The following is a 22,106-nucleotide window of genomic DNA, read 5'->3' as shown; positions in this document are numbered from 1 at the left end:
AATAAAAAAGCATTTGACTTAATAATCATGTATGTTGTCAAAAGAATTGAGACACTTTGTTTAAAAAAATTAAGAGAGCGTTTTTGTTTTATAAATGTATTATTTTTTCTTTAAAATACAGTTGTTTTCTTTTTGCAAAAGTTTGATTTTTAATTATTTCTCTTTGTTTTAAAATTTGGTCTGATCTACCAAAGTACACATCTGCAGGTGTTAAATTATTTATAGCCTCATGATACCTACTGTTGTTATAATTTTCTACGAACTTTTCTAATGCTTGTATTAATTCTTCAGGATGGTAATAATGATCTAATTTCATAACGTTTTTCATTGTTCTGTGGTATCTTTCAATCTTTCCCTGCGTTTGTGGGTGTAGTGGTTTACCTCGAATATGTTTCATTTTCTGCGTGTTTTTTAAGTAATCACTCAGTTCATTTGATACGTAGCACGGTCCATTGTCAGAAAGCAACTTAGGCTTTTGTTTGGTTTTTAACTTTGCCTTTTCAATAGCCGTTTTGACGGTTCTTTTTACATCTTCAGCCTTCATTGAGCTGCATAACTCCCAATGAATGATATAGCGGCTGTAATCGTCTAAAATTGTACTTAAATAATACCATCCCCAACCAATTATCTTAAAATAAGTAAAGTCAGTCTGCCACATTTGATGAACAAAATTAGTTTTATCTTTAAACTCATTCGCGGCTTCAATTAAAATATGACTAGGGGCTGGTAACAAATCTCTTTGTCTTAAAATGCGATAAACACTCGATTCTGAAATGTAGACGCCCAACTCATCGGTCATTTTAAAAGCTAATTCTCTAGCGGATAACTCTGGATAATCCAAGGCTAGCTCAACTAGTACATCTTTTTGTGATTCAGGAATACTGTTCCATTTTCGATATACGGTCTGATGCTTGGGTTCAAGTCCTTTAAATCCATTTTCCAGGTAACTCGCATAACATTTGTAAAAGGTACTTCTGGCAATACCAAACTCTTGTAGGGTCCGCTTTACGCCAATTTCTGAGCGAGTAACTATTTGGATTATTTCATATTTTTCACTAGCTGTTAATCGCATGTATCTCCCGAATTTATTTTTTAATCCAACGAATCCGAGGTTTTTTTTACAATATCATAACGAACCACTAAGTCAGCTATAATTTCTTTTAAACGCAGGTTTTCTTTACGCAAATCAGAAACTTCATCACTAGTTGCTTCACGTGTAATATCGCCAGATAACCTTTTTTTACCTGCTTCTAAAAACTCTTTATTCCATTTATAGAATTGAGATTGAGAGATGCTATACTTTCGACATAACTCTGATACAGAGATTTCGGCTCGCAAGGCTTCCATAACGATTAAAATCTTTTGTTCTGCTGTAAAGATTCGACGCGTGTTGTTGCGAATATCTTTTACAAACTTTTCTGGAGTTTTCTTTTTAGATGTAGCCATAATTAAAAGTAATGTTTTTCGTTTAAACACTATCTTAACTTTTCTATTTTATGTGTCCACTTTTTGCTGACGATTTACAAATATTTTCCGGATGGAAACGGTCTTATTGTTTATTATGACAATCAAAACAACTGTGAAGAAAACAAAGATAGCTTTACGTGGAAAATTGAAAATGATCAACTTTTGATATTTCCTTCTGGAGAAGATCCAGATAACACTATTTTTGATCTTAAAATAAATGGTGATGTTGCAGAATTAACTAGACCGCTAAAAAGATGGGAAGCTGGTGAATTTGAATTAAATGTAACGCAATTAAAATTTTTCTTTAAAAAGAAATAATTAACATAACAATGACGCCATATGAATATGGCGTCATCTTTATTATTATACTACTTAAGATAACTCTTCAATATGCATCAAAAAACTGTTTTTATAGTTTTATTTCTTACACTATTTTTTTGTTCGCTATCAAGTGCTCAACATGGCGCGATTCAGGTCAATGCACGTGCTCAGCAAGACAAAATAATGTTACGATGGGCTGTTAATAATCCTATTGATTGGCAAAAAGCAAATACTACTGGTTTTAAACTAAACAAAATGCTCATCAAAAAAGATGGTGTTTTACTTGCAAATCCTGTAAAAGAAGAACTAACTATTTTAAAAGCAGAGCCTTTAGAACAATGGGTCGAATTCATACAAAAGGATAATTATGCAGCCATTGTAGCCCAAGCTTTATACGGAGACTCATTCGAAGTAGGTCAAGAAAATGAAGATACCCTAACAAAAATTGTTAGCATATCAGATGAGTTAAATCAACGTTTTTCATTTGCTTTATTTGCAGCCGATTTATCATTTGAAGCTGCTATGAAAGCAGGTTGGGGTTTTATAGATGAAGAAGTGAAACTTAATGAAGTATATGTATATCAGGTCGAAGCTATAGATCTTCCAAATATTAATACAGGAGCTTACATGCTTGGATTATCAGATCATGAAGAATTACCCAAAATAACAGACTTTACAGCGATACCAGATGACAAACAAATTATGTTGTCTTGGGGTATTGAGCGTTTAAACAATGTGTATAGCGCTTATATGATAGAACGTTCGGATGAAGGCAAAGACTTTATTCCTATTTCACAAACTAATATTGTAAGTATTAACACTTCCGATTTACAAAATAACAAGCAAATGTTTTATGGAAATAAAATAGATGCAAATAATCAAAACTATTTTTATAGAATATATGGTATAAACTCATTTGGAGAAAAAGGCCCGTATTCTGACATTATACAAACCCAAGGAGTCGCATCAGTAGTAGTTGCGCCAAGAATTATAGATTACTCCATTCTAAACTCTAACGAAGTGGTTTTAGAATGGGAATTCCCTGTGGAAGAAGAAAAAAATATTAATGCTTTTGAATTGCATTATGCCCAAAAAGACTTATCAGACTACGAACCCGTAGCTCATCATATAAATAAATCTGACAGAAAATTTCATTATAAAGGATTAAGTGCCTCTAATTATTTCAAAGTTGCTGTAGTAGACCAACAAAATAATAAACTTTTTTCACAAAGTACCTTAGTACAACCTATAGACACTATTCCTCCATCAAAACCATTAGCTTTAACAGGACAAATAGACAGTTTAGGTTATGTAAAACTAAATTGGAAACCTAATACCGAAAAAGATTTAGCAGGCTATAGAGTACTTAGAGCTGTATGTTGTCAAAAGAATTGAGACACTTTGTTTAAAAAAATTAAGAGAGCGTTTTTGTTTTATAAATGTATTATTTTTTCTTTAAAATACAGTTGTTTTCTTTTTGCAAAAGTTTGATTTTTAATTATTTCTCTTTGTTTTAAAATTTGGTCTGATCTACCAAAGTACACATCTGCAGGTGTTAAATTATTTATAGCCTCATGATACCTACTGTTGTTATAATTTTCTACGAACTTTTCTAATGCTTGTATTAATTCTTCAGGATGGTAATAATGATCTAATTTCATAACGTTTTTCATTGTTCTGTGGTATCTTTCAATCTTTCCCTGCGTTTGTGGGTGTAGTGGTTTACCTCGAATATGTTTCATTTTCTGCGTGTTTTTTAAGTAATCACTCAGTTCATTTGATACGTAGCACGGTCCATTGTCAGAAAGCAACTTAGGCTTTTGTTTGGTTTTTAACTTTGCCTTTTCAATAGCCGTTTTGACGGTTCTTTTTACATCTTCAGCCTTCATTGAGCTGCATAACTCCCAATGAATGATATAGCGGCTGTAATCGTCTAAAATTGTACTTAAATAATACCATCCCCAACCAATTATCTTAAAATAAGTAAAGTCAGTCTGCCACATTTGATGAACAAAATTAGTTTTATCTTTAAACTCATTCGCGGCTTCAATTAAAATATGACTAGGGGCTGGTAACAAATCTCTTTGTCTTAAAATGCGATAAACACTCGATTCTGAAATGTAGACGCCCAACTCATCGGTCATTTTAAAAGCTAATTCTCTAGCGGATAACTCTGGATAATCCAAGGCTAGCTCAACTAGTACATCTTTTTGTGATTCAGGAATACTGTTCCATTTTCGATATACGGTCTGATGCTTGGGTTCAAGTCCTTTAAATCCATTTTCCAGGTAACTCGCATACCATTTGTAAAAGGTACTTCTGGCAATACCAAACTCTTGTAGGGTCCGCTTTACGCCAATTTCTGAGCGAGTAACTATTTGGATTATTTCATATTTTTCACTAGCTGTTAATCGCATGTATCTCCCGAATTTATTTTTTAATCCAACGAATCCGAGGTTTTTTTTACAATATCATAACGAACCACTAAGTCAGCTATAATTTCTTTTAAACGCAGGTTTTCTTTACGCAAATCAGAAACTTCATCACTAGTTGCTTCACGTGTAATATCGCCAGATAACCTTTTTTTACCTGCTTCTAAAAACTCTTTATTCCATTTATAGAATTGAGATTGAGAGATGCTATACTTTCGACATAACTCTGATACAGAGATTTCGGCTCGCAAGGCTTCCATAACGATTAAAATCTTTTGTTCTGCTGTAAAGATTCGACGCGTGTTGTTGCGAATATCTTTTACAAACTTTTCTGGAGTTTTCTTTTTAGATGTAGCCATAATTAAAAGTAATGTTTTTCGTTTAAACACTATCTTAACTTTTCTATTTTATGTGTCCACTTTTTGCTGACGATTTACACTTAGAGCAAATGCAAAAAATGAAGAGTTTGTAGATATATTCAACAAAGTTATAACTACCAACTTTACAACAGATACTGTAAGTTTTTCCATTTCAAACAAAAAAGTATATTATAAAATTTTAGCTGAAGATTTACGCTACAATCGCTCTGATTTTTCAGACATTCTGATTATTGACAAACCCGATAAACTCCCTCCTACTGCTCCTATTTTTAAAGACTACGAAATTAGAAACGGTAAAAACACACTTTTTTGGATAACTAGTAGTAGTGACGATGTTGATAAATATTACTTAAAACGTAGGGTAAAAGGTGAAAATCGTTGGACAGTGCTTGCTGTTTTAAGTAATAAAGATACCCAACACACAGATAATCAAACAGAAGCAGATGTAACCTATGAATATCTTATTCAGGCAAAAGACCTATCAGGCTTATACTCAAATACAGAAAATTCAACAATAACACTGAGAGCTGTAAATAATAGTCCTATTTCTGTATTAAAAAATATAGAAACTATTATTGATAGAGAAAGTAAAACAGCCACACTTTATTGGAATTACAATACCAACTACCAAGTAACGGAGATACAAATTTATAAAAATAGAAAAGGTGAAAAACCTTCACTATGGAAGGTATTAGATGCTAAGTTTGTATCAGTTACTGATAAAGATTTAAAAATGAACACCGAATACGAATACCATTTTTTACCTACAATCACTCCTAATAGGGCTGTTAAGGGAGAAAAAGTTAATATCCTTTATTAATTATGAAAAAAATTTTATTTCTTTTCTTTTTTATTAACAATATAATTTACGCACAAAATTCACCTATAGGTCAATATGAAATATACCTAGAAGGATGGCTAAGAGGTAATACACAGCATCATTGCGGCAATGCTGAAATTGATTTAATTTTATCTAAAAATGGTAAAGAAGAAGACCCAATCAAAATTTTTAAAGAAGCTTATCAAGAAAATTCCCCAATAGTATATTTTGGAAAAGAAAATGATAAAAATATCAAAGGAACAAAATCTACCTTCAGTGCAGAATTTAATATATCTGGAATTATATTTTTTGCAGAAAGACGAATTAATAGCAGTTGTAGAGGAGATCGGCCATACAACAAAGGAGCTATATATTCTGGTTTGAATACTTCTTGTTATACAAGAAAATTTAATTTTGATGAATTTAGAAATATTAGTAGTAATAGATCTGGTTTATGGAACTCTGAGTTTACTTTATTTATAAGACCTAAATTAGAAATAGTTGAAAATGGTTTAGGTAATAATTTTTTAATTACGGACGTAAAAACAAATATTGTTTCACACACACATTTTAGACCAAATGAATACAATTGGGAGTATAGTATAAATGGTGTCGATTACATCAAATTGCCACAGTATGATGGGTTGTCTGCTATAAATGTATCTGCATTTGATATATTAGGTGATAAAATGTTAAATTTAATCGGAAAAAGTATTTTTATTAGACAATATTCGTCTTGTCAAGAAGACAGTGTCTTATCTAAACCTGTTGAATATACCATATTACCCTCAGCACCAAAAATAATATCAAATAGTGATAAAAAAGGCTATACCTCATGTTTTGATAGTAACGATGGGCAAATTCGTGTATTTTTTGACCGTCCTCTAAACAACTCAATAAATGAGACTATTAATTTAAGTATTATTAATAAAAATAATTCAACGGCAAACATTAGTATACCTAATATTTCATCATTAAATAATGACAATTCCTTTTTAATTGAAGGGCTTTCAACAGGAGAATATAAACTGCAAATAATAGGCAAATATGGTGACAATAAAAATACTTATTCAGAAACAACTGTTACCCCATATGAATTTCAAATTTTAAGGCATGATCCTGTTGACTTCACAATTTCTAAAGTTGACGTATGGTGTTATGGAGGGGCTGATGGAGAAATAACTGTTTCGGCTACTGGTGGAACTAAAAGAGGTTACGAGTACAGAATTAATGATGGTGATTGGATTCCTTTTTCAAATGATTCTACCTCTACCCAACTCATTAAAAACTTATCCGCAGGACAATATAAAATCATGGTTCGCGATAGCAATCATTGCGTAGCTCGTGTACAAAACATTGAAAACAACAACGTCAGTTTAGGCAATGTAAAAGATCCAAAAGTAGTCATCAATGCCCCGCAAAGTCCTTTAGAATTAACATATACACAAACACAAAAACCTACATTTTATGGTGCAACAAACGGAAAAATAGTCACCATGGTAAATGGAGGTACACCTTTTAACGATAATACTTATTGGTTTGAGTGGAAAAACGAACAAGGAGCAGTTTTACCAGCTACGGGGCAATATATTTCTAGCTCATTTTATATTAGTCTCGAAAATATTCCTGCTGGCAAATATTATTTAAGCATTAGAGATAAAAACTATGATAATGCAACTACGAATGAAAACTGTACAATAATTGAAGATTTTGTTGAAATCACACAACCCGAACCTTTAGTTGCAACTATTGAACTTATTAGACCTATCTCATGTCATGTCGCAAATGAATACGGTGATGAAACTGATTTAAATCCATATGATGGTCAACGAGACGAATCTCAAGATGGTGTGTTAAAAGTAAACGTTACAGGAGGAACTCCATTTACTGGAAGTGCTAACTCAGGTAAACCTTATAAATATATATGGAAAAAACAAAATCCTACTGGTACTTGGCAAACCTTAGTTAATACTGACGCTACAATTTCATTACTTTCAGACGGGAATTATGCTGCGAATGTCGAAGATGCCAATGGCGTTGTAATTGGTGTATATCAAAACAATAGTTTAGTTACACCAACTGATGTAACTTATTATTTACAACAACCAGAACAATTACAAGTAGACTTTCAAATCACACCAGTAACCTGCAAAGGTAATGATGGTAAAATAAAAGCTTTTGTAACCGGAGGTACTGCACCTTACACATATTCATGGACAACTGGTGATACCTCAGAAGAAATCACAAATGCTGTTCCAATGAACTATTTTGTAACTATAACTGATGCCAGAGGTTGTATGGTACAAGGGAAAACTACAATAGTAGCACCTGTTGATTTAACAGTACTAGAAACTATTACACCTTTAACATGTTATGATGCAATAAATGCCTCAATAAAACTAGAAGTTAATGGCTCTATTGGTCCGTATACTTACTTATGGAATACTGGTGAAACGACAAAAGATATTACAAATTTAAAAGCAGGAACCTATCAAGTAACAATTACAGACGGGCAAGGTTGTAACTATGTATACAATTATACAATAGCTAACCCAGAAAAACTTAAAATTGATTTAGGGCCAGACAGAACATTATGCTTGGGTCAGACCCTTGAATTAGATGCAACAATTTATAATTCTGAAAATGTTAGTTATGAATGGAGGAATAGTCTTGGTTATGTAGTATCAAACTCAGCTAAACTTATAGTAAACTATGCAAATAAATACACTGTGTCTGCCATTACACCAAATGGATGTGTTATTACAGATTCTATTGAAGTTAACTATTCAGACGTTGAAATTGATGCTGAATTTTTACTCACTACTCAAGCATATGTAAATCAAGATGTGATTTTGGTTAATGTGAGTAATCCCAAAGGCCAAACAACAGATTGGCAGGTTAATTCACCTGAAATTAAAATTGTCAATAAAAATAACGATTATATCACTCTTAATTTCAGTAAAGTTGGTACATACAATATTACCTTGAGACAAACTCAGGGCGATTGTTATATGATTTATAATAAAGAAATTATTGTAGAAGCGAATAGCAATTCATATAATCCAGATAACACCAATGCAAGTTTTGTTAAAGAGTTTATTGTAGCACCAAATCCCAATAATGGTAATTTTGAGGTAAAAGTAGAATTAGAACGAGAGGCTGCTATTAAACTACGTTTATTCACAGTCACAGGACAACTGGCACAAGCTGAAAAAAAATCTGTAACTGCTACCAAACACCTAATTACCTACAATACGCAATTAAGTGCTGGTACTTATATTTTAGTATTAGAAACAACATTTCAAACACTAACTAAAAAAATAATTATCTACTAATATTTTTAGAATGACCCGATATATAAAACAAATTATAGTTTTGTTATTTGTATGCTTGTGCCAAACTCTTTGTGCGCAAATATATCCTGTACAAGCAATTCCAACCGTATATAGTCCGTATAGTAATAAAATATCAGATTATTCAAATCCACTAGTTAATCGTATTAATTTACAACTTATTACTACAGACCTTGCTGTACAAAACAGACAAGTACAACTTTTTTTAAAAATACAAGGTAACGGAATTACGGCACAAAGTACTACTTTATTATCGGGCACATTACCTATCTATATTAATGGCGGTGAAATTAACAATTTAAGCAGTAATGAGTTATCTAGCTATTTCCGTTTTCAAAATTTACAGGGGTTAAGTACAACACAGTACAGTGAGCCCTTGCCAGATGGTTTGTACACTATTTGCTTTCAGGTTTATGATTTAGCAACACGTAAATGGCTATCACAAAACAGTTGTGCCACCATGTACTTAATGTTAAACGATCCACCACAGCTAAACCTACCGGCTAACAACGAACAAATCGCTAGTACTACTTTTCCCAATATTAACTTTTCGTGGACACCACGCCACTTAAATGCTACAAATGTTTCTTATACTTTTGAAATTAAAGAAATTTTAAATGCAACACTTGACCCTGCTTTTGCTTTTGAGACCAGTAGATTATTATATAAAGAGGAAGACCTTAGAACAACAAACCTTCTTTACGATCTTTCTAAGCCTACACTAATACCAGGAAAAAGATACGCTTGGCGCATAAAAGCTATATCAACTAATGGCTTGGCAGAAAACAATGTATTTAAAAATAACGGATACAGCCAAATTAACTATTTTACCTATGCTAGTACTTGTGAAGCTCCTAAATATTTATTAAGTGAACAACAAGGCAACAACCGAGTTAAAATTATGTGGGACGGCATAAATGCCCAACAACGTTACCATATTCAATACAAAAAAGCAAACACTCCAAACGCACAGTGGTTTGATACCTATACCGTAAATACGCAAACTTTACTAACAGATTTAGAGCCTGGTTATACGTATGAATTTAGAGTAGGTGCTACATGCGAACCAACCCAGTATGGTATAACACAAAGTTATACATACTCGGGTATACAAACCTTTACTATTAATAAAAACGAAAAAGCAACAGCATACAATTGTGGTATTGTACCCACAATAGAAATTAGAAATCAGCAACCTTTAGGAGCTATGGTTATTAACGAAACGTTTATGGCTGGCGACTTTCCTGTTAAGGTTTTAGATGTTCAAGGTGGTAATGGTATGTTTTCTGGCTCAGGATACATACAAGTCCCATATTTAGCTGACACTCGAATTGGAGTAACTTTTACTAACATTCGTATTAACGCTGACTACCAAATGCTTGATGGCGTGGTAGAAACTACCTACGATCCTAATTGGGGAAATGTTGATTTTATAGATGATTTATGGGATGTGAACCAACAAGATATTGCAGTTAATTTCCCTATAGAATCTATTGATTTTGAAAATGGTGAAATTATAGTTACAGGACCAAATGGGCAAACCGAAACCTTTCCAGGTGGTAAAGACACGATTATAACAGGCTCAGATAATAAAAATTATTATGTAGATGCCAATGGTAAGGTAACCGGACCTTTTGACACTGCTAAAGGCGGAAAACCAACACCAGAAAATACCGATGGTGTAAATAAAAACGGACAAGCTATTGCTTATACCGCCGAAGGAATTCGTGTAGTTTTCGAAAAAAATAACGATACGCAATACGCTTTTGACCCAGTGGCTTATAACAAAGAGCTAACCAGTGATTATAAAAAAATTGGAGATACATTTGTGCCATTTAAAGCCGTACCAAACGGATTAACCGATAAACTATTAGCAAAAGTAACTATTGCCGACAGTAAAATAAATGCCGATAGTTTATTCTTTAAAACTCAAAATGGTGTTGAAATTAAAGCCGATAGGATAGGTAATGATTTTGTATTAAACTTAGAAGGAGCTCAAAAATTTGCAATCGAAGAGGTACAAGCTACCATTAAACAAGGTGATAAATACAAAATTGCTGGTGTCTTTAATTTAGTCCATGTTTCACCTAAAACGGTAAACTTAAAATTAATCCCTACAGAGGGAGTATCTATTTCAGATAAGCAAATTGATGAAATTAAAGCTATATACAACCAATTAGCTATTAATATAGATATTGAGGTAGTTCCAGAATTTGGCATTAACAACTATTTAGTTGGAGGAGTGCTTCCAACAGAAGATGTGTTTGGCGATTTGTCTAAATATAGCCCAATACAAAGTAAAATTATTAGCGATTATAAATCTATAAATAATATAGAAGAGGCTTATTACATTTTTGTAACCGATAAAGTATCCAGTACTGGGCAAAGTGGCTATATGAAATTAAACGGACAGTTTGGTTTTGTGTTTGACCAACAACCAACAACTATTGCACACGAGTTAGCACACGGAGCCTTTAAGTTAGAACATCCATTTAAAAAATACAAAAACAAAGGCGTAAACCAAGGAGCAACTCAAAATTTAATGGATTATGCACAGGGCACGGAGTTATTTTTTACCGATTGGAAACAAATTAACGATCCTGCGTTTAAATTGTATGCCTTCCAAAGTCAGAGTGATGGGGAGTTTAGTGAAATTCATTTAACACCTGACTGGGAACCATTCTTATATAGTGGTTCAAGTACTTATGCATATGATCTAAAAATTGAAAGAAGATATAATGGAGCTGTATATGGAATAGAAAAAGACAACAAAACTTATGAATGGAACGATAAATTAAAAAAATATATTAATAATGATAATGATAGTTTAAATATACCTATTAAGAAGGATATTAAGGATACAGACATTGTTTACTTATACTGGTATACAGGACAAGGTTGTGGATATAATTTAAATTATTCTATTTCTTGGGAAGCAATAAAAAGCATGAAAGAAACTTTTGTAACTGAAATGAATAAGGCGACAAAATCAGCTTCATTGAATAAATTAGTACTTGTAGGAAATATTCCTTGTGAGGTTAATAATATCCAGATAGGAAATTTCAGATATAAAAACAAATGTGTGAATATGAGTGTATCTGAAATAGATAAAGTTAAAGCTAAATTTAGCAATCTAAAAGATGTAAAAAATTTAGATAATATTGTTAACGAAATACTTACAACGGATTATTGCTATTTAGCTCAATTAGATTACGAAATGCAAGAATGGATTTTGGATATCTTAATTGAAGACTTATCTAATTTGTTTGATAATAATAAAGAATTTGCAACTGTTAAAATATTAAATGCTGTTTATGAGCAAAACTACGAAAAAATTTACCAATTCTTTTCTGCAAATGGCAATGCAAAGCTAAAACGTGCATTAAAAAAGATAAGCAATGCAAAAATTGGAATTTTCGGTGACAATAATCTAAATGACTTTGTTGAAACCTTATCTTTCCAAATGTCAAAAATAAACAGTAATCAAAATAAATGGAATGTAACCAATTGTTTAATTAAAGGGAAGTATGATGATGTTCAAGAAAATTATTTAAAAGTTGCCTTAGAAACTCTATTGTCTTCTATTGATCAATCAATCAATTCAACAAATATAGATGTGTTCACAGAGATGTTAAACGATGATTGCGAAACATTGGTAAACTATGAGATAGTTTTTGAAATTTCTAAATTAAGAATTCAAAATAAAGAACTATTCAATCAATTTACACAAGGTGATAAAATTAAATTATTATATGAAAATGCAACTTTTTATGGTTATGGTAATCTGACTTGTTCTGTAAATAAGCCAAGTTTGGCAGAAAAATGGTCTTGGATTTTACCGGGTCGCTTTTCAATAAGTTGTTCTGATCAAAGTCGAACAGAATTTATGCCATTTGATCTACATAAATATTTTGAATGGTCAAAATATCTTAAAGACAATCCGAGTACAGAAGCTAAGTATCAATCTGATTTATTGGAATTTGTAACAGTTTTTAAAAATCAATTTGAAAATTATATTCAAACTAAAAAGTCGCAAAAAGAAAATTTCTGGAATTCAATTTCAAATATAGACTGTAACAAAATCAGTGAAATAGTAAACCACATTAACATCAATGAAAATGGTAATACTCTTAAAGAAGTTGAGAAAAGCAAACGATTAAATATCATAACCACTTATTTTAGTTGTTCCAATACAAGCTTACAAACAGTAGGTTATACAAATAATGATCATTTTATCATTAAGCTTCTTTCTAGTTTTGATAAAACAGATATGAGTATTGTAGCAACTTTAGAAACTATTGGGTTTAAAAACATAACAAGTTCTGATAAACTTTCAAATAAAACTATCTACAACATTATTATGTGGCTAAGTGGACAACTTCATTACACAAATAATTTGAAAGAGCTTAAAAAAGAAAACTTACTTAAATCTGATGGTATACTTAAAGATAGTGATTCAATGTTAAAACTGGAGTCAGATATGCTAAAATTTGATAATTTGAATGCAAAATTTACGAGTAAAAATAAATTATCATTGGAAGGTAATGAAGTTGATTATAATCAAAAGGTAGTTGTTTATGTTTCTGGTAGTTTTACGTTTGCCGATCAAAACTTTAAACAAGGTCAAGTTTTAGAAATACCTGCCATACAAGCATTTGCTTTAAGTTCGAGTAACAATGATATAGTAACAGAAAAATCAATTTGGACCGCAGTTGATGTTGCAACATTTGTCATTGGGATTGGTGAAGTTAAAGTACTTTTTACTGCAGGTAATTATATACGTAAAGCTATTGTTATTTCAGATATTGCAGGTTCAACAATGGGTATCACAAGTCAATTAATTAATGAAGACTATTTGTCTCCAGATGCCCGTTTTAAACTACAAATGCTTTCGATAGTAGCATCGGCCCCACAAATACTAACCTCATTTAAAAAAGTTGATAATTTAATTACAACTTTAGACGATGATATTAACAGAATAAATAATATTGCAGCTAAAAATGAAGTTAAAAGTTATTTTTCTAAAGTGAAAAGTCGCTTAAACATAAGTGACGATTTAAAAAACATTCCGCATTTCAAATCTTTAGAAACAGAAGAATTGAAAAAAATGTTTTTACAAGATTTTAATAACAGAGGTACAAATATTTTAAACAACCTTAATAAAGAAAATTCTGAAATTTTTAATGCATGGCTAAAGTTTAGAAAAAATAGTAAAACAAAAAACAAAATTTTATGCAACTAAAAAAATATATACATCTATTATTGCTTGTAATTATTCATTTAATTACAAGTAATCTCAATGCACAAGGTTGCACACTCGATGCATTAATCCAAGATCTTGATAAAGGCACACCCGAGTTTAAAAATTTTATAAACAATAACGATAATGCGCTTGATATTTACGACGATTTATATAAAAACGGAAGTAAATATGTACTAACTAATCCTAAATATTTAAAAATTTTAGACGGTTTAACCCCCGAAGTACGTAAATATATAGTTGCGTTTACAGACGACAAAGCTGGTAGCACACTCACAAAGTTTTTAGACGATTGCGATGACATAAATTTTAGAAACTACATTAATAATCCTGAAAATATTTTAGAAGTAAAAGGTTTTTTGGCACATAAAGACGGGATATTATCAGTTAATGAAAAAGAAATACTTGCAGAAATGCTAGAAGCAAATGAAATTGCAAATGATAAAGTTGTAGCATGGCTTAAGCGTGGTGAAAATATGGCTGCATTTAGAGAAAGTCGAGAAGCAGGTAATGCATGGGGTAAACTTATGAAAGAACAACTTTCAAATCAAAATTCTGCTGCCTATAAAGAATTATCGAGAAATATTCCTGAATTTGAAACTTATAGTATTTATCATCAAGTACAGTTTTGCCTAAAAAGTGATTGTATAAGCCAAGGTAACTATTGGATACCCGATTTTGTTTTAGTTAGAGAAGTACAAAATCCAGTAACAGGAATTAAACATTTAGAAACCATTATTGTAGATGCCAAATTATCTGCTAGTACCGGTTGGACCAAAAACCAAACAGCAGCACAGAAAATGAGTGGGTGGAAAGTGAAGAGTGTGCCATCTGATCCTATCATAGGTAATAAATTGACAGATTTTGGAAAAAATGTAGCTGTTAATAATAAACAATCTTTTTTAAAGCTGTATAAAAATGATAATATCGCCAAAGTTTTATAGTATGAAATATTCAATAGAAAGTTTTTATGATTTTATCAAACAATATTTTTGTGATTTAGGTTTTGACGACGGTCAACCCTTTCCATATAATGGTTGTATTGATTTTTATATGAATAATAAAAAATATGAAACAAGCTATTTGTGCTCTAACGATAGAATGAATGACAATAAATTTTTAGTTGGAACATCTTTGTATAATCGAATAAGTTTTCAAGAGGTAAATGATATACTATTTAAGTTTATAGCAAACGATAACAATGAGCATTATACAGTACATAGTTTGCCGGACTATGATTTATATGAGGAGGAGCTATTGGCATTAAAGCATAAATATATAGAGAGTGAAAAAGATTTAGAGGAGGTGAAAAATATATTGCTTCCGTATATAAGCCAAAGGGTGTTACCCTTTTTCGAGCAGATAAAAACGGTAGAAGATGTAAACGAAAAGATAATAAATGTAGTTGATTGGATGAGATGGGCAGACTATATACCTGGTCAAACCTACTATAAAGCCTTAATTATTTTAAAACTTTCTAAGAGTTCAAGTTATGATTCATTTTATTTAATGTATAAAGATCGTTTAGAAGGATATTTAAGTGGTGAAATGCCAGAGTTAGCTAGTTATTTAAAAACCTTTATTTCAATTAAAGAATATTTAGATCAAAATTATTAACCCAATATTCTAAAAAAAATGGATGAATTGCGAGCAGAAGGTAAAACTTGGCAAGATAGAGATAATGGTATCTAATCAGGTTCATTAGATGCGCAATTTCGTGGGTTAATTATATCAAAACTATGTAACGATATAAATTATAATAATAAGATAGCGTATTGTGACGAAATATTCAGTACTGAAAGTAGAATTGATTGGCTTCCATACTACGAAAAGCTCAAAGAACATTTAAAAACAGTAGAACCTATTTATAAAATTATTTGTTTAAAAGGCAATCTTTTAGATACGCAATTACACAGAGTTTTAACCCGTACATTAAATAGAAAATCTAACATCACAGTCCAAATTGCCTTGTACAGAATTTACGAGGCAGTCATTAAAAACATATAACTATCAACGGCTAAATAAACATATTAAAAATTATGAAAATAGTATTAAAAGCCTTTATACTGTGCTTTTTATTACAAAGTTGCTATCAAGAGTCCTACGTACCAGCAGTAGCAAAATTTACAACAGCTTTTAAAAATGCAGACGAGTCGGTACCTGTGTATATAGTACTTACTAATTTATCTGAAAGAGCCGAAACCTATTTATGGGAGTTTGAGGGCGGCACACCAGAGCAAACCACACAAAAAAATCCGGACGAAATACTATATACCCAACCGGGTACCTATAAAATAAAGTTAACCGTAACTAATATAGATGGGGAAACGGATAGCTATGAGCAAAGTGTAGTTATAAAAGATGCTATTTCAATTAATTTTACAAAAGAAATTATAGACAGTACCTACCCACCTGTAACAGTAAAATTTACCAACCTTACCCAAGGTGAAGGGCTAACTTATAAATGGACCTTTGATGGTGGGCAACCTAGTGAATCTACTACTTTTAATCCGCCTGCTGTAGTTTTCCCTAATCCGGGAGCTCATGTGGTAACCCTAGCGGTATTTAATGGTTTTGAAACCGAAACAAAAACAGATACCATTTACGTACGCGACAACATACGTACTGATTTTGCCTGGGAAACCGCCCCAACTGATTATGATTACCAAGCACCGGTAAAGCTATTTTTAAATAACCTAAGCGAAAATGCAATTAGCTACCAATGGGAGTTTCCCGGTGGTACAGCAAATAGTACTACAATTGCTCAACCAGAGGTTACCTATTCCCAACCAGGAACTTATACTATAACTTTACATGCCTCTAACGGTAAAAAAGTTCAAAGCTTACAAAAACAAGTTACCATACAGGCTAATACAGGGATATATGTATTAGAAAACGTGAAATTAGGCGTAAACTATGCACACAATAGTAATACTATTGGTGCTTTTTACTCAACCAAATTGCGCAGAAGTTTTACAGCGAATGAAATTACTAGCGAAATAGCTCCGTATATAGACCTTGTGTATCAAGGACAAAGCAATGCATTTACTTACAATAAATTTATATCGCCCACTCAAGTGGCGCAATATGGTTTTGCCCCTATACCCAATGCCACAGACACTTGGTTTATAAACTCACAAGACATTTGCAACTGTGGTCTTGACTTTACTGAAGCTGATTTTGATGCGATGACAACCGAGGCTCCGCTGCAAAACTTAAACATTCCCTACTCTATTGCTGGGCAGCAACAGTTTAACAACCAATTGCCACGTATTGTACTTTTTAAAACTCAAGACGGACGTAAAGGAGCTATTAAAATTAAACAATTTGTAAGCACTGCTTTAAATGAGTCCTATTTAATATGTGATATAAAAGTTCAAAAACAGCCATGAAATACAAAAGTCTATTAGCCCTATTTCTAGCCTTTTTATCAATACACATACAAGCACAACATCTAGATTTTGAAGCAATTGCAAAGGATACGAAGTTAAGAGTAAATGGAGGTGTTAATGCTAACGCCATGTATTACAATTCAAATACAGATAAAAGTAGAGAACCCTTTACCTACATGCTTACAGGAAGTATTAACTTTAGTATGCTAACCTTTAGTATGCCATTTAACTATACCATAACGAATCAAAATGATGCCTTTAACTATAAGGTTCCTTTTGATTTTAATAGGTTTAGTCTAACGCCGAAGTACAAATGGATCAAAGCATATATTGGAGATAACGCCATGACATTTTCTCCTTACACTTTAAACGGCCATCCTTTTAGAGGATTTGGAGTTGAGTTAACACCACGTGGAGCTTTTAAATATAGTGCTATGGGAGGTCGTTTACTAAAAGCTGTTGAAGCGAATGATAGTATAGGCTTACCTGCGGTCTATGAGCGGTATGGCTACGGAACTAAACTAGGTTTTGATAAAGAAAGATACAAAGTAGAAGCTATTGGTTTTTACGCAAAAGACCGAGCAAACTCTATAAAAAATTATACCGATGTTACACCCATGTTAAACTACGTTGGTGTAAATCGTCAGCAAAAAGTGGACACATAAAATAGAAAAGTTAAGATAGTGTTTAAACGAAAAACATTACTTTTAATTATGGCTACATCTAAAAAGAAAACTCCAGAAAAGTTTGTAAAAGATATTCGCAACAACACGCGTCGAATCTTTACAGCAGAACAAAAGATTTTAATCGTTATGGAAGCCTTGCGAGCCGAAATCTCTGTATCAGAGTTATGTCGAAAGTATAGCATCTCTCAATCTCAATTCTATAAATGGAATAAAGAGTTTTTAGAAGCAGGTAAAAAAAGGTTATCTGGCGATATTACACGTGAAGCAACTAGTGATGAAGTTTCTGATTTGCGTAAAGAAAACCTGCGTTTAAAAGAAATTATAGCTGACTTAGTGGTTCGTTATGATATTGTAAAAAAAACCTCGGATTCGTTGGATTAAAAAATAAATTCGGGAGATACATGCGATTAACAGCTAGTGAAAAATATGAAATAATCCAAATAGTTACTCGCTCAGAAATTGGCGTAAAGCGGACCCTACAAGAGTTTGGTATTGCCAGAAGTACCTTTTACAAATGGTATGCGAGTTACCTGGAAAATGGATTTAAAGGACTTGAACCCAAGCATCAGACCGTATATCGAAAATGGAACAGTATTCCTGAATCACAAAAAGATGTACTAGTTGAGCTAGCCTTGGATTATCCAGAGTTATCCGCTAGAGAATTAGCTTTTAAAATGACCGATGAGTTGGGCGTCTACATTTCAGAATCGAGTGTTTATCGCATTTTAAGACAAAGAGATTTGTTACCAGCCCCTAGTCATATTTTAATTGAAGCCGCGAATGAGTTTAAAGATAAAACTAATTTTGTTCATCAAATGTGGCAGACTGACTTTACTTATTTTAAGATAATTGGTTGGGGATGGTATTATTTAAGTACAATTTTAGACGATTACAGCCGCTATATCATTCATTGGGAGTTATGCAGCTCAATGAAGGCTGAAGATGTAAAAAGAACCGTCAAAACGGCTATTGAAAAGGCAAAGTTAAAAACCAAACAAAAGCCTAAGTTGCTTTCTGACAATGGACCGTGCTACGTATCAAATGAACTGAGTGATTACTTAAAAAACACGCAGAAAATGAAACATATTCGAGGTAAACCACTACACCCACAAACGCAGGGAAAGATTGAAAGATACCACAGAACAATGAAAAACGTTATGAAATTAGATCATTATTACCATCCTGAAGAATTAATACAAGCATTAGAAAAGTTCGTAGAAAATTATAACAACAGTAGGTATCATGAGGCTATAAATAATTTAACACCTGCAGATGTGTACTTTGGTAGATCAGACCAAATTTTAAAACAAAGAGAAATAATTAAAAATCAAACTTTTGCAAAAAGAAAACAACTGTATTTTAAAGAAAAAATAATACATTTATAAAACAAAAACGCTCTCTTAATTTTTTTAAACAAAGTGTCTCAATTCTTTTGACAACATACACCATGATCAAAATACCACCATTTTTTTTTGTTGTGAAACAACCACAGTAAAAAGGCGAAAAATGGCATGTACAAAAACAACGCTTTAGGTATTAAACTTAACATATTGTGCGAAAATTTCTCAGAAAATTCGTCGGTAGAAATGTGCTTATTTTTAAGTTCTTTACTTTTGTTGTACAACGGCTCTAAAACCATTTTTTCAAAATCCGATTCGTAAACAATATTATCGTAATCCAATTCCGTTTCTTTAGTTTGTGTGCTAGATTTATCTACCTGAATTACTACATTTAAACTTCCGGACTTAACAACTTGTTTGCTGGGGTCGTTTTGCAAAGTAAGTTCTTTATTAGGTAAGACAGCTAATATAAAAAAGGTAATAAAATTCACAAAAATATAGAGTTTAACCGGATTTACCATGCTCTGACGTTTACCTGCTAAATATTGCACGGTTAAATAGCCGGGGTTACAAAAAATATTTTTTAAGGTTTGCCAAAATCCGCTATCGTAATGCGTAAAATCTTCAACAAAATGAGCTAACAAATAGTAAAAAGGTTGTCGGGTTGTAACGTTTTCTTGACCACAATGCGAACAATACCGATCTGGTACATAGGCGTGGCAGTTTTCGCAAGATTTTTCGGCTCTTATTTTTCCGTGGGACATGGTTTTGTATTTATTATTTTGTTTAAATACAACGCAATTTCTTACATTTTAATATATGACATAAAAAAAGAGCTGAAATTTCAGCTCTTTTTAGTTTATTTTCCGTCGGCGTAATCTTGCAAGTAAGCAAAACGTTTGGTTAATTTTCCGTTTTTAGTAATAGCTGCACGAGCTAAAACTCCGTCTTTATCATCATTAAAAAAAGATTCTATTACATGATCTAAAAACATGGTTCCAAATCCGTCGCTGGCTTCTTTAGGTAATTCACAAGGTAAATTATCTACCGCCATTACGGTTATTGCAGCCGGATGATCAAAAGGAACTTCTTTTCCGGTGCTTGGGTTGTAACCATATAATGGCTCGGCAATGGTTGAAGAACGAATAGTGCAAGCAATTGGCCCATCAACATCACAAGATATATCACCAACTACCTTAATTTTACAATCGGGTGCATTTAACATGGCTTGTGTTAAAATAGCTGGCGCTCCGTTTCCGTAAAAATGACCAGCAATAAATATATCGGCAACCTTTGTAAATTTTTCAAAGTCAGAAACGTAATCTTCAGGATGATTATAAAAATCGGTTACGCCCATTTTTTGACCGTCTTTTCTAATGTTGTAATCTAAAACATCAATTTGACAAAAAACAGGATGCGTAAAGGTTTTGTTTAAAAAAGCATCAGACGAAACTTCTTTCATTTTCATTCCTTTTAAAATTTCGTGCACACCATTTCCTACTTTACCTTTACCCGTTACAATTATTTTAATTGGTGGAATAAACGGACGTTTTAAACGTTCTATCAAATCCTCTTTACCATGCAATTTTGTGGCAGGTACCAAATTATATAAATCGTATTTTTTGCCAAAAGCGGCTAAAGCATTGTACGCGCCAACCATACCAGCATAGCGCCCAAAACCAATTAAACGCACATTATCGGCATCAACAAGCGTTTCGTGATCGATTAGCGTAATGTTTTTATCTAAACAAGCGCGTAATAATTTTTGATTGTACGGCTGCTTTTTTATGGTATGAGAAAAAAACAAATAGGTTTTATTTGCAATTAAAGCATCAACAGGAACTTCTTTAACACCAAAAAGTACATCGCAATCGTTTAAATTGGTTACTACCTGAAATCCGGCATCTTGATATTCTTGATCAGAAAATGCTCTAACCTCAGAAGCTTCAACCGCAATTCCAACAGCTGGATAGGTTGTTTTTAAACGTTTTAACCCTTCGGGAGAAAAAACTACGCGATGATCTGGCGGAGTTTTACGTTCTTTTATAAGTCCAAATTTCATAGATTCTAATTACAAGTTACATGGCAAAGTTTGCGCCATGGGCTCAAATTACAAAAAAACAGCAAAAAAATCAAATAAATAAATTTTAAGGCTTGTCTTTTTTAATCAGATTTTTTTGTACTTTCGCATTCCATTAGTGTTTTCACACCTAAGTTTGGGGCCGATCGGTTTTGACAGCGGGTGTGGAATTAAATGGTAAGCATGTCGAGCGCTGATTCACAGCTCGTAAATATCATGAATTAAACTTATAAACGGCGAAAACAATTACGCTTTAGCTGCTTAATTCTGAATTACAGTAAGAATTGCCTAGTCCCTACCAGGTAGGGAAGCTAGATTTCTCTCAAAAGCCTTGATTTATGGCGCTTGATTAAGAGGAACCGTAAAAGTAAATCTAGAAACGGTAAAGCTTTAAATCCGTTTTGACACTGATAAAGCTAAGCTTTTGGTGGATGTTTTTTTCCGAGCCCGAAGTCGAAAATTAAATAAAAAACTAAACATGTAGAAAGCTTTTTGATTGCTCGTTTGGACCTGAGTTCGATTCTCAGCGGCTCCACAGACAAAAAACGCAACTCGTTAACAAATAACAAGTTGCG

The 22,106-nt window shown here is 32.4% G+C and carries 11 protein-coding genes, 1 other RNA gene and 3 pseudogenes; 11 read left to right on the top strand and 4 right to left on the bottom strand.

The genetic code is table 11. The features are described 5' to 3' along the window. Nucleotides 1-88: 88 nt before the first annotated feature. Nucleotides 89-1,446, bottom strand: a pseudogene (locus tag K5I29_RS02575) (IS3 family transposase). A gap of 63 nt (nt 1,447-1,509) precedes the next feature. Here K5I29_RS02575 and K5I29_RS02570 point away from each other — a divergent pair. Then, nucleotides 1,510-1,785 (top strand): lipocalin family protein, encoded by a 276-nt coding sequence (locus tag K5I29_RS02570; protein WP_264434297.1) that lies wholly within the window; start codon nt 1,510-1,512, stop codon nt 1,783-1,785. Between the two features lie 72 nt (nt 1,786-1,857). Further along, the gene (locus K5I29_RS02565) at nt 1,858-3,183 is read left to right on the top strand and encodes a fibronectin type III domain-containing protein (RefSeq protein ID WP_264434296.1); all 1,326 of its coding nucleotides are present in this window, start codon (nt 1,858-1,860) and stop codon (nt 3,181-3,183) included. Nucleotides 3,184-3,221: 38 nt separating this feature from the next. Here the strand turns inward: K5I29_RS02565 and K5I29_RS02560 are convergent. Next, nucleotides 3,222-4,579 (bottom strand): annotated as a pseudogene (locus K5I29_RS02560) (IS3 family transposase). 406 nt (nt 4,580-4,985) lie between these two features. On the opposite strand from K5I29_RS02560, the gene K5I29_RS02555 reads away from it, so the two are divergent. The 8 genes and pseudogenes from K5I29_RS02555 (at nt 4,986) to K5I29_RS02520 (ending at nt 19,496) form a co-directional block, all read left to right on the top strand. After that, nucleotides 4,986-5,420 (top strand): hypothetical protein, encoded by a 435-nt coding sequence (locus tag K5I29_RS02555; protein ID WP_264434295.1) that lies wholly within the window; start codon nt 4,986-4,988, stop codon nt 5,418-5,420. A gap of 2 nt (nt 5,421-5,422) precedes the next feature. After that, nucleotides 5,423-8,755: a T9SS type A sorting domain-containing protein gene (locus K5I29_RS02550; protein ID WP_264434294.1), complete on the top strand. Its 3,333-nt coding sequence runs from the start codon at nt 5,423-5,425 to the stop codon at nt 8,753-8,755. A 10-nt stretch (nt 8,756-8,765) separates the two neighbouring features. Continuing rightward, nucleotides 8,766-14,015 (top strand): fibronectin type III domain-containing protein, encoded by a 5,250-nt coding sequence (locus K5I29_RS02545; protein ID WP_264434293.1) that lies wholly within the window; start codon nt 8,766-8,768, stop codon nt 14,013-14,015. Continuing rightward, nucleotides 14,006-14,977, top strand: a complete 972-nt coding sequence (locus K5I29_RS02540) for a hypothetical protein (protein ID WP_264434292.1) — start codon at nt 14,006-14,008, stop codon at nt 14,975-14,977. The genes K5I29_RS02545 and K5I29_RS02540 overlap by 10 nt, the downstream gene beginning before the upstream one ends. Nucleotide 14,978: 1 nt before the next feature. After that, entirely contained in the window at nt 14,979-15,650 is a 672-nt protein-coding gene (locus K5I29_RS02535) for a hypothetical protein (RefSeq protein WP_264434291.1), read from the top strand. A gap of 422 nt (nt 15,651-16,072) precedes the next feature. Then, the gene (locus tag K5I29_RS02530) at nt 16,073-17,425 is read left to right on the top strand and encodes a PKD domain-containing protein (RefSeq protein WP_264434290.1); all 1,353 of its coding nucleotides are present in this window, start codon (nt 16,073-16,075) and stop codon (nt 17,423-17,425) included. Further along, nucleotides 17,422-18,090, top strand: a complete 669-nt coding sequence (locus K5I29_RS02525; protein WP_264434289.1) for a hypothetical protein — start codon at nt 17,422-17,424, stop codon at nt 18,088-18,090. The genes K5I29_RS02530 and K5I29_RS02525 overlap by 4 nt, the downstream gene beginning before the upstream one ends. 48 nt (nt 18,091-18,138) lie before the next feature. Further along, nucleotides 18,139-19,496 (top strand): annotated as a pseudogene (locus tag K5I29_RS02520) (IS3 family transposase). Between the two features lie 38 nt (nt 19,497-19,534). On the opposite strand, the gene K5I29_RS02515 reads toward K5I29_RS02520, so the two are convergent. Beyond that, the gene (locus K5I29_RS02515) at nt 19,535-20,215 is read right to left on the bottom strand and encodes a DUF3667 domain-containing protein (RefSeq protein ID WP_264434288.1); all 681 of its coding nucleotides are present in this window, start codon (nt 20,213-20,215) and stop codon (nt 19,535-19,537) included. A 95-nt stretch (nt 20,216-20,310) separates the two neighbouring features. Next, the gene (locus K5I29_RS02510; protein ID WP_264434287.1) at nt 20,311-21,513 is read right to left on the bottom strand and encodes an NAD(P)-dependent oxidoreductase; all 1,203 of its coding nucleotides are present in this window, start codon (nt 21,511-21,513) and stop codon (nt 20,311-20,313) included. A 156-nt stretch (nt 21,514-21,669) separates the two neighbouring features. On the opposite strand from K5I29_RS02510, the gene ssrA reads away from it, so the two are divergent. Continuing rightward, nucleotides 21,670-22,069: a transfer-messenger RNA gene (gene ssrA / locus K5I29_RS02505) on the top strand. Nucleotides 22,070-22,106 lie beyond the last annotated feature (37 nt).

The organism is Flavobacterium agricola, from assembly GCF_025919725.1.
GTDB classification, from domain to species: domain Bacteria; phylum Bacteroidota; class Bacteroidia; order Flavobacteriales; family Flavobacteriaceae; genus Flavobacterium; species Flavobacterium agricola.
This window is presented reverse-complemented; position numbering and strand designations above follow the sequence as displayed.

Bases quoted from the DNA above. Each gene is read 5' to 3' on its own strand.
- K5I29_RS02530 (WP_264434290.1), top strand. From the start codon at position 16,073: ATGAAAATAGTATTAAAAGCCTTTATACTGTGCTTTTTATTACAAAGT.
- K5I29_RS02550 (WP_264434294.1), top strand. From the start codon at position 5,423: ATGAAAAAAATTTTATTTCTTTTCTTTTTTATTAACAATATAATTTAC.
- K5I29_RS02545 (WP_264434293.1), top strand. From the start codon at position 8,766: ATGACCCGATATATAAAACAAATTATAGTTTTGTTATTTGTATGCTTG.
- K5I29_RS02565 (WP_264434296.1), top strand. From the start codon at position 1,858: ATGCATCAAAAAACTGTTTTTATAGTTTTATTTCTTACACTATTTTTT.
- K5I29_RS02535 (WP_264434291.1), top strand. From the start codon at position 14,979: ATGAAATATTCAATAGAAAGTTTTTATGATTTTATCAAACAATATTTT.
- K5I29_RS02515 (WP_264434288.1), bottom strand. From the start codon at position 20,215: ATGTCCCACGGAAAAATAAGAGCCGAAAAATCTTGCGAAAACTGCCAC.
- K5I29_RS02510 (WP_264434287.1), bottom strand. From the start codon at position 21,513: ATGAAATTTGGACTTATAAAAGAACGTAAAACTCCGCCAGATCATCGC.
- K5I29_RS02525 (WP_264434289.1), top strand. From the start codon at position 17,422: ATGAAATACAAAAGTCTATTAGCCCTATTTCTAGCCTTTTTATCAATA.
- K5I29_RS02540 (WP_264434292.1), top strand. From the start codon at position 14,006: ATGCAACTAAAAAAATATATACATCTATTATTGCTTGTAATTATTCAT.